The sequence below is a fragment of the Seonamhaeicola sp. ABD4_340 genome, from assembly GCF_056312135.1.
The window spans coordinates 3203324-3217025 of record NZ_CM149981.1; the positions used below are offsets into that span (position 1 = coordinate 3203324).

The following is a 13702-nucleotide window of genomic DNA, read 5'->3' on the forward strand; positions in this document are numbered from 1 at the left end:
TTATGCTAGTATCTGTAGTCATCCCTACTTATAAACGCAGTACAAGGCTACCCATAGCCATTGATAGTATGTTAAAGCAAACTTATAGTCCTATTGAAATTATTGTGGTTGATGATAATAATGACGATGATTTTAGAGCGGCCACAAAAAAAACCTTAGCGCCTTACATCAATAATAAGCAAATTACATATATAACACATACCCTTAATCAAGGAGGCTGTGCTGCGAGAAATACGGGTGCTAAACAAGCTAACGGTGCTTATTTAGCTTTTTTAGATGATGACGATTTTTATGAACCCGAAAAAATAGCAGCACAAATGGCGGTGCTAACCCAAACCCCTGAATTAGATGCCTGTATGTGTAGTATGTACCGTATTGATGAGCAACAGAACCGCATAACATCGCGCGAAAACATAGCACGGGGTACCAACTTAAAAGACGCTATTTTAGATGGTAATTTATTCACCTCTATGTTACTTATAAAAACAGCGGTTTTTAACAATTTAGGTGGCTTTTCTGAAATACCAAGATTTCAAGACAAGTATTTTCATTACAAATTTTTAGCGCACAAGCATCGTATTGCGGTACTAAACACGCCTTTACTCACCTTGGTAGAACATCAAGATTTTAGAATTTCATTATCAGCACATAAAAAAATTATAGACGCTTTAAATACCTTACACAGGTTTGAAAACCAACAACAAGCATTGTTTTCAAAAAAAGAATGGCGCTATATTACAGAACGTTACTATTACAATAAAGCCTACACCTTGTGTCAAGGCACCCTAGCGCATAAATTGCAAGCGCTTAAAAATGGGCTACAAAGCTTAGCTTATTATACCGGTAAACACAATACCAAAAAAGTACTATTAAAAGCTTGTTTACCTAATTTTGTATTTAAAAAAACATCTTAAACCATGATACCAAAAATAATACATTACTGTTGGCTCAGTGGCGACCCCTTTCCGCCTTTAATACAACAATGTATTGATAGCTGGAAAACTGCCTTACCCGACTATGAATTTATGTTGTGGGATACCCAACGCTTTCCCTTAGAAAATAACCTATGGGTACAACAGGCCTTTGAAACCAAAAAATACGCCTTTGCGGCCGATTATATTCGCCTATATGCCGTGTACCACCATGGGGGTATTTATTTAGATACCGATATTGAAGTACTCAAACCCTTTGATGATTTATTACCACGCCCTTATTTTGTAGGCGCTGAAGGTCAAGGCATTATTGAAGCTGGGGTGTTTGGGGCACAAAAACACAGTGCCTGGGTAAAACAATGTTTAGACTATTACCAAGGCAAACAGTTTATAAAACCCGATGGTAGTTTTGATACCTGGACGCTGCCACGCATCATGATGCAGCAAATTACCCAAGTAAAAACCTTTAAAGAGCTATTACCGGAGCAAATACCTGTAGCGCAACAGCAAGCAGATACGGCTACCATGTATATGTTTCCTAAAGACTTTTTTTGCGCTAAAAACCATGGTACAGGGGTTATTGAAAAAACGGAAAACACCTACTGTATTCACCACTTCGCCATGTCGTGGGTACCTAAAAAACGTACATTATTGCCTAATGTGAAACGCAAACTGATGGCTATTTTTGGGGTACAAACCATTAATGGCATGATACGCGTGTTAGGCTTAAGACATTTGAAAAAATAAGTAGAGCATGACAGTTGTATATTATACCGATCAAATCTATAAACACGGAGGTTTAGAACGTGTGATGGCGAATAAGCTGCATTATTTTAGTACCCACACCAATTTAAATTTGCATGTAATTACCTTTCAACAAGAAGCAAAAGCGCCTTGTTATGCCATACCTAACAATGTCACCTTACATGATTTGGGTATACAGTACAACCGTCAAAAATCGTTTTTACACCCAACCAATAGCAAACACGTATGGGCGCATTTTAAGCGCTTAAAACACACCCTTAAAGCTATTAAGCCTGATGTGATTATTGTATGCAACTATGAGTTTGGGTTTTATATGATGCCGTTTTTAGCAAAACAAGCCATAACCATCAAAGAATACCATTCCTCAGGCTATTTTAAACACCAAAACCGCTTGCAAACCAAACACCCCTTAAAAAAATTACGCTATAAGGTTTTAGAGTATATAGAAGCGAAATACAGTTACTTGGTAGTATTAACTAAAGATGAATTGCCGTATTACCATAATAAAAACAAAATAGTAATCCCTAACAGTGTCCAACACACACTAACAACGCCTACCCTTTTAAAAGCAAAACGGGTACTGGCTGCTGGAAGAATTGCCCCCGTAAAAGGTTTTGAATACCTCATAGCAGCCTGGGTCGAAGTGCATAAGGCGCACCCTGATTGGTGCTTGGATATTTATGGCGATGGTGAACCTGACTATATAAGCAGTTTACAAACACAAATAGACAGCTTACACTTAGGGCATACGGTCACTTTAAAGGGGGCTACCAATACACTAAACAAAGCCATGCAAGAAGCCAGCATATATGCCATGTCTTCCTTAACAGAATGTTTTCCTATGGTGTTATTAGAAGCCATGAGTCATGGTTTGCCCATCGTGAGTTTTGATTGCCCTAATGGCCCAAGAAACATCATCACCCACAAGCAAGATGGCCTTTTAGTACCTTATTTAGATACTGCTGCCTTAGCACAAAGTATCATCACTTTAATGGCTAAAGATGAAAAACGTGTAAGCCTAGGTAAACAGGCCATGACTAATGTACAACAATTTACCCATGACATGATCATGAAAAAATGGTTAACCTTATTTAATTATACAAATGCTATTTAATTCTTTTGAATATTTAATATTTCTCCCCACGGTTTTTATCTTGTATTGGTTTGTAACCCAAAACCATTTAAAACTACAAAACACCCTATTATTGGTGGTGAGTTATGTGTTTTACGGTTGGTGGGATTACCGCTTTTTAGCCCTCATCGTGTTCAGCTCTATCATTGATTTTTATTGCGGTATTTACATTGAAAAAGCCGCTACCAAGGCTTTAAAAAAACGGTGGCTCACCCTTAGTATGTTTATCAACTTGGGCTTTTTAGGGGTATTTAAATACTATAACTTTTTTGCAAATGCCTTAGAAGATGCGGTGCATGCCTTTGGTTATCAATTAGATGCCCTCACCTTAAACATCATTTTACCGGTAGGTATCAGTTTTTATACCTTCCAAACCATGAGTTACACCATTGATGTATACCGAGGCCAGTTAAAACCCACCAAAGACCCTATAGCCTTTTTTGCATTTGTGAGCTTTTTTCCGCAACTTGTGGCAGGACCTATTGAACGGGCTACCAACCTATTACCGCAGTTTTATAAAAAACGACGCTTTAACCATGACCAAGCGGTAGATGGTTTGCGCCAAATACTCTGGGGCTTGTTTAAAAAAATTGTGGTGGCCGATAATTGTGCCATCGTGGTGAATCAGGTATTTGATAGCCATACCAACATGGATGCCAGCAGCCTAGTTTTAGGCGCGGTCTTTTTTGCCTTCCAAATTTATGGCGATTTTTCAGGCTATTCTGATATTGCTATTGGTACGGCTCGTTTATTTGGCTTTAACCTCATGCAAAACTTTGCGTTCCCTTATTTTTCAAGAGATATTGCTGAATTCTGGAGGCGTTGGCACATATCATTATCTACTTGGTTTAGAGATTATGTGTACATCCCTTTGGGAGGTAGTAGAGGTGGTACATGGATGAAAGTGAAAAATACCTTTATCATTTTTGTAGTCAGCGGCTTTTGGCATGGCGCCAACTGGACCTTTTTGGCTTGGGGCTTTTTAAATGCTTTGTATTTTCTGCCCTTGCTCCTACTCAAACAAAACAGAAAAAACACCAACACCGTGGCACAAGACCGCGTGTTTATAAATATAAGAGAACTCGTTAGTGTGGGCATCACATTCACCCTTACTAGTATTGCCTGGGTATTTTTTAGAGCTGAAAGCATAGAACAGGCCTTTAGCTATATTGCTGGTATGTGCGCACCATCATTGTTTAGTATGCCGCAAGTAGATATAAAACCGCTGGCTTTTATTTGTTTATTAGTTATTATTGAATGGTTACAACGCCATAAACAACATGGCTTAGAACTTAATCCGCTTAAAGTAAACAGGCCTGTACGTTGGGTTATATATTATGTGTTAATTGTTATTATTTTTTGTTTTGGTGCTGAAAAACAAGAATTTATTTATTTTCAATTTTAAATGATGAAAAAGTTTATAATTAGAAACAGTATTTTTGGCTTGAGTGTCATAGGGTTAATACTTTTTGGCTTATTATTACCAAACAATACCCCCGTAAAAAGCGTAGATTACAGTTTAATTACAAAACATCAATTATTAGCTGAAACAAAACGTCCAAAAATTGTTTTAACAGGGGGCTCTAACGTTTTATTTGGTTTTAATAGCAAGCTCTTACAAGACAGTTTAAAAAAACCTGTAATCAACCATGCCATTCATGCAGGCTATGGTTTAAAATATATTTTAGATGATGTGCTACCTTATGTTAACGATAAAGATATTGTTGTTTTGTCTCCTGAATATTCACATTTTTTAGGGAATACTTATTTAGGTAAAGAACCTTTATTATTTTCTTTAAAGGCGATTCCAGAAAATATAAAACATATTTCTTTTGAACAATTCATAGCAATATCCCAATATATTACCAAGTTTTCTTTTGATAGAATTAAATCATTTACCTACAGTATACTATACAAAAAAAAATCAAAAAAAAATAAATATTCTGATTATACAGAATACTCTATAAATGAGTATGGAGATCATATTACACATTGGGCAAAGAACAGAAAAAATATTAAACACTATGATTTTAATGGTACTGTCAATAAAAACGTCTTAGCTTATTTAAAAGAATTTAACAAGAAAATATCTCATAAAAATGCTAAATTCTACATCAGTTATCCTAGTTTAGCTAACAGTACGTATTCAATTAATATAAATACTATTAAAAATATTGATAGCCTTTTGAAACAAACTTCATTAAACATAATTGGATCATCGAAAGATTACACATTAAATGATTCATTGTTTTATGACACTCCATACCATTTAACAAAAATTGGTAGTGAAATACGGTCTCAAAAACTAATACATCATTTAAAACAACTATTAATGAATGATTAATTTTATACCATTACCATATTACTACGACGTTTATATTTACTTTTGCTTCTTTTTAGTAGTAGCTAATATGCTTCATGCCTATACGGTTGATTTGAACAATCCAAAAAATTTAGGGTTTATTCAATCTGCGGGTATTACTTTATTAGTATTATTAACTCTATATATCGGTTTACGGCCTATTACTTATTTAGGAGGCTTTGGTGATATGGCTGCTTATGCTAGGTATTTTAATCAATATGCGCATGGCGCAGCAATAACAATAGATAGAGACATTTTTTTTCATCAGTATATTAAATTAACATCTTATGTTGTTGATGCACACGGTTTTTTTTTAATAACTGCCATACTGTACATTTATCCCATGTATAAGCTGTCTATTACGCATTTTAAAGCTTATTGGTTTTATGCTTTTTTAATGTTTGTGGTGTCCTTTTCTTTTTTTACCTATGGCGTGAACGGTTTACGTAATGGCGTGGCCACCTCTATGTTTTTATGGGGGCTTTGTTATACAAATAACAAACTTAAAATGGGGGGCTTTTTCCTTATTGCCGTGTTGTTTCATAAAACCCTGCTCTTACCCGTGGCCGCTTTTGCATTAAATTATGTTTACAACAAACCCAAGGTCTTTTTTAAGGTATGGTTGCTAGCCATACCCTTATCGTTTGCCGCTGGGGGTGTGTTTATCAGTATTTTTACCAGTTTGGGGTTTGGTGACGACCGTTTAGCAGCCTATTTATCAGGAGACATGGAAGGTGCTGGAGGTGGCCGCTTTCGTTGGGATTTTCTATTTTACAGCGCCTTTCCCGTGATAGCAGGCTGGTATTTTATTTTTAAAAAGCAGTTTAAAGATGTGTTTTACAACCAAGTGTTTAATACCTATCTTATTTGTAATACCTTTTGGATCTTGGTCATTCGGGCTAATTTTTCCAACCGTTTTGCCTACCTCTCATGGTTTATCATGGCCTTTATTATCATTTACCCCTTGTTAAAACAACGCTTTTTTAAACAGCAAGAAATTGTCATGGCAAAAATAATAACCGCCTATTTCATGTTCACCTTTTTAATGTTCTTTATTTATTACGCCGATAAACGTTAACCCTATGAAAACACTCACCGTTTTTACCCCTACCTATAACCGTGCATACTGTTTGCACCAATGTTATGAGAGCTTAATAGCCCAAACCAACCAAGATTTTACCTGGTTGATTATTGATGATGGCTCTACCGATGACACCAAAACCTTGGTAGAAAGCTGGATGGCCGACAATAAGATCAGCATCCGCTACCACTACCAAGAAAACCAAGGCATGCACGGGGGGCACAATGCTGCCTACCGTTTGATAGATACGGAACTGAATGTGTGTATTGATAGTGATGATTTTATGCCCCCAGAGGCCATAGAACACATTATCAGCTTTTGGGCAAGCGCCCCAAAAAAAGACAGTACCGCAGGTTTTATTGGTTTAGATGCTTATAAGGATGGTACGGTTATAGGCCAACGCTTGCCCGAACAGCTCACCGAAACCACCTTAGAAGCCCTACACAATGTGCATAAGGTTAGCGGTGATAAAAAGCTGGTGTTACGCACAGCAGTAGTAAAACAATTTCCGCCCTATCCTATTTTTCCAGACGAACGTTTTGTGCCCCTTGGTACCCTGTATTTGTTAATAGACCAAAGCTACACCCTATTATGCCTTAATGAGGTCCTCTGTGTGGTAGAGTATATGGAAGATGGCTCGTCACGAAACATCATCAAACAGTATTACAGGCATCCCAAAGGCTTTCAGTACGCCCGCATGCTCTATTTAAAACACAGCCGCTTTTTTAAAGTGCGGGTAAAAAATGCCATCCATTACATATCACATAGCATCCAATTACGCGATGCGGCCTGCATTACAAAATCACCCAAACCCCTATTAACCCTGGCCGTAGTGCCTTTAGGGATTTTATTACACCTGTATGTATTATACATAAACAAAGTAAAACAGTGAAGCTCTTACAAATCATCAATTCATTGGGCGCTGGTGGCGCTGAAACCTTGGTAGCCCATACCAGTATCCGCTATAAACAGGCAGGTATTGCCGTGAGCATTCTGGTGTTAGACCCCACACCTACACCCCTACATGACAAGGTATTGGCATATGATATCCCCATACATACCATCAATGCCAAAAGTAAAGGCCTTTACAATCCTTTAAACAGCACCAAACTCATACGGTTTTTAAAACAATACCCTTTGGTACATGCGCACCTGTTCCCTACCGCCTATTGGGTAGCCTTAGCCAAACGTTTAGGTGCGCAACAGACTAAAGTGGTCTTTACAGAACACAACACCACCAACAGGCGCCGCAAACTCATGCTGTTTAAGTATTTAGACCGTATGATGTATAAACAATTTGATAGTATAATAAGCATTTCAGATGCGGTAGACCACAGTTTAAAAGCCCATTTAGGAGCACGCTTTCATAACAAGATCACCAAAATTTACAATGGCATTGATGTGGCAGCATTTACAGAAGCGCAGCCTTACCCCAAAACCCAATTTGGTATGGCGGCCGATGATGTGGTGCTGATACAGGTAGCCAGCTTTACCCCACAAAAAGACCAAACCACCCTTATAAACGCCCTTAGCCACTTACCTGCCCATATTAAACTATTGCTAGTAGGTACGGGCCCCTTAATACAAGATGCCCAAGCCCTTGTTACACAATTACAACTGGAAACACGGGTGCAGTTTTTAGGGGTACGCCCTGATGTACCACGCCTTTTAAAAACCGCCGATATCGTGGTATTGGCATCACATTATGAGGGCTTATCTTTGTCCTGTATTGAAGGCATGGCATCGGGCAAGCCTTTTATTGCCAGTGATACCCCCGGTTTGGGCGATATTGTAAAACACCATGGCCTGGTATTTCCTGATGCGGATGCCGGAGCTTTGGCTAAACACATTGAAACCTTGATTAATGATAATGTCTTCTATAAAGAAACAGTAAAACACTGTTTAAAAAGGGCTAACGCTTTTGATATACATAAAATGATTCAAGCACATATAACGCTATATAAAACACTGGTATAATTATGCTTTTTAATTCTATAGACTTTGCTGTTTTTTTACCTATTGTATTTATAATGTATTGGGTTTTAAAAAAATCATTAAAAACGCAAAACATTATTTTATTAATAGCCAGTTATGTATTTTATGGTTGGTGGGACTATCGATTTTTGTCTTTAATAGCTTTAAGTACACTTGTAGATTTTTACATCGGTTTAAAAATTCATAAAACATCTAATCAAAAGATAAAAAAACGCTGGTTATGGAGCAGTATGTGCTTTAACTTAGGCTTATTAGGTTTTTTTAAATATTATAATTTTTTTATCACGTCATGGGTTGATTTACTGCATAGTGTAGGTTATACTGTTGAGAATACGTGGACACTGCAGGTTATATTACCTGTAGGTATTAGTTTTTATACATTTCAAACTATGTCATATTCCATTGATATTTATCGGAACCAATTAAAACCTACCAGTGATTTTATTGGGTTTGCAGCTTTCGTGTCTTTTTTCCCGCAATTAGTTGCAGGACCTATTGAACGGGCTTCTAATTTATTGCCACAAATATTAAACAAGCGTGATTTTGATAAAGAAAATGCTAAACATGGCATAGAACTTATCATTTGGGGCTTGTTTAAAAAAGTAGTTATTGCAGACACCTTTGCGCCTATTGTTAATGACATTTTTTCAAATTATACCAACTATTCAGGAGGTACTTTATTTATGGGGGCAATATTTTTTGCGTTCCAAATTTATGGTGATTTTTCAGGCTATTCTGATATTGCCATTGGTACAGCCAAACTATTTGGTTTTAATTTAATGACCAATTTTAATTACCCGTATTTTTCAAGAAGTATTGGTGAATTTTGGCGTAAATGGCACATTTCTTTGTCTACTTGGTTTAGAGACTATGTATATATCCCCTTAGGTGGTTCTAAAGTTGGAAAATACAAAGGTATCCGTAATGTCTTTGCCATTTTTTTAATAAGTGGGTTTTGGCACGGTGCCAATTGGACCTTTATAGCTTGGGGTGGTATACATGCATTATTATTTATGCCCTCATTTATATTAGGGACTAATAGAAAACACCTAAATGACCATAATAGTTATAATTTCAAAGAAACTTTAAAGTATATACTACAAATACTATATGTTTTTTTTATGGTAACCATAGCTTGGATATTTTTTAGAGCTGCAACTATTTATGATGCCTTACATTACATAAAAGGTATTAATTCTTTTAAAACAGATACTTCTAGTTTAATTATTTTTACCGATTATTTATTAATTATACTTGTAATTGGTTTAGATTTTATAAGATTTAAAAATATTAGGTTTCATAAAATAGTATGGCTGCTTTTGATAATAGTTATATTGGGTGCTTTAAATAGAAACACGCAAGCTGAATTCATATACTTTCAATTTTAATATGATGAAATACTTAAAAACCTTTACATTGTATATTGTGATTATTGAACTGATCCACCTCATAATATGTTTTGCTTGCAGTGGTAAAAATGCTCTTTTACCACTCACAAAATTCAATGATCCACCGCTTTACTATGACATGGATACATTGTATGGCGTAACCCGTCAAAAGAATGCTAAACAGTTAATTAATAGGCCTTGGGGTGGCATTTTACATGAAACCAATAGCCTTGGTTTTAGGGATGATGCCTTTAATGAAAACCACACCTTGGTTTTAGGCAATTCTTTTATTGAGGGCTATGGTGTAAACAAACCCAATAGATTTACAGAATTATTAGAAGAAAACACAGCTATAAACATAGATAATGCCGCCTTTAGCGGGGTGTGGTCACCAATACAAAGCATTGTATTATTAGAAGATTTAATAAAAAATAAAAATATACATTACAAACGTGTCTTACTATTTATAACACCAAGCGAGTTGATGCATATTGGTAAACGAAACCCAAAAAACGATACCAATAGAAATTACCCCTATAGAGCTAACGATTCTTTACGTTTTTATAAAGCTGCCAAAAGCAGTTTTCAAAATAGTATAAGTACTATTAATAAAATTAAACGCTTCTCAAAAAGCTTGTTTTTTTTTAAACTTTATAATAGTTTTAAATATTACGGTGCTGCAAAATTTCCTAAAGCAGAATTAACGTTTGACCCAACAAACTTGCACTGGCTCATAAAACTTATTGATGACAAAACCTTAAACACACAAATTGATATCATTATTATAAATAATCTTAACCGCCGTTACATCAAAAATATTGATGCTTTTAAGCTAACAAAACCGTCATCAAGTAACATTTCTATTAAAACCATCTATTTTCCTGATGATTTAAATAATTATTTTATGGCGAACGGTCATTTAAATGAGTTCGGTCATAAAACATTAAGTAAATTGTGTATGCCGATAATAAACAAAAAAAGCAGTGATTAACCACTGCTTTTTTGTTTTCGTTTTGAGTATTTTAATTTACTAGCGCAAATTAAATTAATTATTTGTACAATTAATGTTAGATATACTAACATTTGTAGCGTTTTCTTCACCTATAATACAATCAGCCCCTCCACTTACTATAACCGTTTCATCAATAGTTATATTAGTATTTGATTCCATAAATCGTATACCTGCTGTTAAATTAGCCGCCAAAATTTCACCTTGTAAAATACTTATATTATTACAATTAACTAACTGCACTTGTCCATAGTCATTAATATTATTTTATAAGCAAAAAACTAAAAACAAAAATATATATAAAACTAGTAACTACCCTAAAAAAGTAAATTCCAGTAACGAAAATATAATATTTTCTTAAAAGAATTTATTTTTAATGATTAGATCATAAGAAAAAGTGCAGAAAATTGTATGTTTCTACACTTTTTATCATAAATCATAAAGATGTATATTTTATTTAGTTACAAACATTATCATTTTTAATTATGTTAACTGCATCAGTATTATTATCAGCAAAACAATAACCATCTACAATTGAATTTTCTATAAAAGAAATATTTGAACACTCTTTTTCTATACGTATCCCATACCCGTTTAATAAATTATTTTGAAATTTAGAGTCAGACACTTTTGTCAACATAATAGAGTTATTTGTTAACACATTATCATAAAATTCTAATCCTCTTACTATATAAAAACTTGTAGTTCCATTTGGGTTAGAATTAGCCGTATTACTGAAAATTTCTAATTTAAAAGCAGCATTTTCATTGTCTTGATTTACATCTGTAAATCGAAATGGCGCATTTTCTACATTAATTTCATTATCATAAATTTTCACATTGTTAATATAATCAGAAGTATGATTACCGATACCTTCACTACGTTCTACGTTGCTTTCAATTGTATTATTTCTTATTTTAGAATCCCTTGAATTAACAATGAGTATACCTGATTTACAATTCATTATAGTATTACTATGTAAATCTACTCCTGGATCTGAAAGCATTATACCTTTAGGAAAACCTTGAATAATATTCCCATACACTTGATTGTCATGATTGCGTTCATTACCATAACCTCTATCGTCTTTTCTTCCTGCATAAATAGCAACATTAGCATTTTTTGTAGGGTTCTCAAATTTATTATGACGTATGATTGAGTAAGTGGTTTCTGAAAACGAAATTTTACTCTCCATTTGGTTATTTTCTATTGTCACTTTATCACCTCTGTGTATTAAAAAGCCACCTTTTTCTGAGCCACGCTCAATATTATTTCTAATAATGATGTCTTCTGAAATTTCATACTTTAAACCATTAGCATGAACAGCCTCTATATCTAAAGCCCATTGTGGCGCTGCTCCACCAGATTTTGCAGTGGGCACCCCAGAGTCTATAAACTCATTATATTCAATTATAATGTTTCGTCCATCCGTAATAGACAAACCATTTCGTCTCGCTCTAATAATTTTATTACCTGTAATTAATACATTATCACAATACTTATAATGGGAGTCAAACGCATGACCTAAAGCATTAATATCAATACCATCACCTCCTGCATCCATTAGAGTAGCATTTTTAAATATAACATTACTACAAGCTTTTAATAAAACTAAATGCCCCCATTCATGGGTACCGCCACTAGAGTAATCATGTTCATCACGATCTCCATGAAAAACTCCACCATCAATTGTAACATTATTAACATTAAATACTGAAAATAACACAGTATTCTTATAACTATTTGGTTGTACTCTCAAATGTGTTTTATCGGTCATTTCCAAAGTAAAATCCGAAGGTACATTTATAGCTTCATCCTGCGGTACGGTTTTATTAAAAATCCCATCTACTTTAAAATAAGCATCCATGGCATCAATTTTTACCGTAGCAATACCTAAATCATGCAATTCAAAAAAGGTGGCTTCTAATATATCTCTGTTAGCTCTTGCCACTTCATCACTTACCTTACCCTCTACAATGCCCCAACGTTTAGGGTCAAACTCAAAATAATCCGCTTTTACTTGTGGGGTGCTTCCTGTAATGGTAAAGGTATTATTTAACAACTCGCCACCAATTTCGGCATCGCCTAAAAAGTTCAGCGTACCGTTAATAATATCACCACCTTCATACACAATGGTAACGCCGGCAGGTATATCCACCGTAGCCCCTTCTAAATCCATGATGCAATTAATAATCACCGTGCTGTTAGGTGCTAAATTGCTTAAGGTAAAATCACATGGTTGTGTGGGGTCTGCAACTACGTCTTCTTCTTCCGTGGTATCTTCTTCTTCGCTGGTATCGTCGTCGTCCGTATCTTCTGGGGTTTCTTCCACCTCTTCAGGGGTCTCTTCTACAATGGTTTCTTCAACAAACAGTTCTTCGTCATTGCAAGAAACCACATTTAAACTCAAGGCGCATAGCGCTAATAGGGATAATACAAATGTCTTTTTCATAATAGGTTAAGAATTTTTGGGGGTTTGATTTGGTGTTGTAAACTTAAGCGTTTTCGTAATTAAATCGTTAAAACGATGTTGTTTTTCGATGAAATGCATTGGTTTTTGTTTTTTGTAGTCGATGAAATACAATTTTAACAGTTTTTAAGAGTTATACAAAAGGTTTAATGCGACTATATACGACCAAATTGAAATTTTAGACGTTGTAATCCCTCACTTTTTTTCAAAGCGCCGTAAAAATACTGAAAACAAACAGGCTTGTAAGTGCTTGTTAATAAGTATTCCAGAGTTTTTATTAACAATGTGCTGTTGATAAGTCAGTATGTAGATAGTTGGAATTTTTAGATGGGTAGATTTTTAGATTTTTAGACTATTAGATGGTTAGATTGTTGAATTTAATGATCACTGCGTATTGAAGACGGAAATTAAAAGCGTTGAAAGTTAAACGTTTTTAAAGTTGAAAGTTGGATGTTTAGAACCTTAGAGCGTTAGAGCGTTAGAGCTTTAGATGGTTAGATTTTATTTGTTAGCTGTTGGTTGTTAGCTTTTAGCTGTTAGATAGTTGGTATCGTTTTACATTTATTAA

12 protein-coding genes are annotated in these 13702 nt (G+C 35.0%); 10 read left to right on the top strand and 2 right to left on the bottom strand.

The window, feature by feature from the left end; translation table 11 throughout:
- Positions 1-2: 2 nt before the first annotated feature.
- The 10 genes from ACYX4H_RS13820 to ACYX4H_RS13865 all read left to right on the top strand — a co-directional run bounded on the left by ACYX4H_RS13820 (position 3) and on the right by ACYX4H_RS13865 (position 10646).
- Positions 3-914 carry a glycosyltransferase family 2 protein gene (locus ACYX4H_RS13820; protein WP_476236870.1) on the top strand — a complete coding sequence of 304 codons (912 nt, stop codon included), beginning with the start codon at positions 3-5 and terminating at the stop codon, positions 912-914.
- 3 nt (positions 915-917) lie between these two features.
- On the top strand, positions 918-1679 hold the full coding sequence (locus ACYX4H_RS13825) for a glycosyltransferase family 32 protein (RefSeq protein ID WP_476236871.1): 762 nt from the start codon (positions 918-920) through the stop codon (positions 1677-1679).
- A 7-nt stretch (positions 1680-1686) separates the two neighbouring features.
- Complete coding sequence (locus ACYX4H_RS13830) at positions 1687-2811, top strand: glycosyltransferase family 4 protein (RefSeq protein WP_476236872.1); 1125 nt, start codon at positions 1687-1689, stop codon at positions 2809-2811.
- Positions 2801-4234, top strand: coding sequence for an MBOAT family O-acyltransferase (locus ACYX4H_RS13835; RefSeq protein WP_476236873.1), 1434 nt, complete (start codon positions 2801-2803; stop codon positions 4232-4234). Before ACYX4H_RS13830 ends, ACYX4H_RS13835 begins: the two co-directional genes overlap by 11 nt.
- Positions 4235-4273: 39 nt before the next feature.
- Positions 4274-5173 carry a hypothetical protein gene (locus ACYX4H_RS13840; RefSeq protein WP_476236874.1) on the top strand — a complete coding sequence of 300 codons (900 nt, stop codon included), beginning with the start codon at positions 4274-4276 and terminating at the stop codon, positions 5171-5173.
- Positions 5174-5240: 67 nt separating this feature from the next.
- Positions 5241-6269: an EpsG family protein gene (locus ACYX4H_RS13845; RefSeq protein WP_476236875.1), complete on the top strand. Its 1029-nt coding sequence runs from the start codon at positions 5241-5243 to the stop codon at positions 6267-6269.
- Positions 6270-6273: 4 nt separating this feature from the next.
- The gene (locus ACYX4H_RS13850; RefSeq protein ID WP_476236876.1) at positions 6274-7164 is read left to right on the top strand and encodes a glycosyltransferase family 2 protein; all 891 of its coding nucleotides are present in this window, start codon (positions 6274-6276) and stop codon (positions 7162-7164) included.
- A gap of 23 nt (positions 7165-7187) precedes the next feature.
- On the top strand, positions 7188-8249 hold the full coding sequence (locus ACYX4H_RS13855) for a glycosyltransferase (protein ID WP_476236877.1): 1062 nt from the start codon (positions 7188-7190) through the stop codon (positions 8247-8249).
- A 2-nt stretch (positions 8250-8251) separates the two neighbouring features.
- A complete protein-coding gene (locus ACYX4H_RS13860) occupies positions 8252-9655 on the top strand; it encodes an MBOAT family O-acyltransferase (protein WP_476236878.1) in 1404 nt (467 codons plus the stop codon).
- 1 nt (position 9656) lies between these two features.
- Positions 9657-10646, top strand: coding sequence for a hypothetical protein (locus ACYX4H_RS13865; protein ID WP_476236879.1), 990 nt, complete (start codon positions 9657-9659; stop codon positions 10644-10646).
- 54 nt (positions 10647-10700) lie between these two features.
- Here the strand turns inward: ACYX4H_RS13865 and ACYX4H_RS13870 are convergent, their stop codons facing one another.
- Positions 10701-10907: a hypothetical protein gene (locus ACYX4H_RS13870; protein ID WP_476236880.1), complete on the bottom strand. Its 207-nt coding sequence runs from the start codon at positions 10905-10907 to the stop codon at positions 10701-10703.
- Between the two features lie 214 nt (positions 10908-11121).
- On the bottom strand, positions 11122-13116 hold the full coding sequence (locus ACYX4H_RS13875) for a right-handed parallel beta-helix repeat-containing protein (RefSeq protein WP_476236881.1): 1995 nt from the start codon (positions 13114-13116) through the stop codon (positions 11122-11124).
- Positions 13117-13702: the final 586 nt, after the last annotated feature.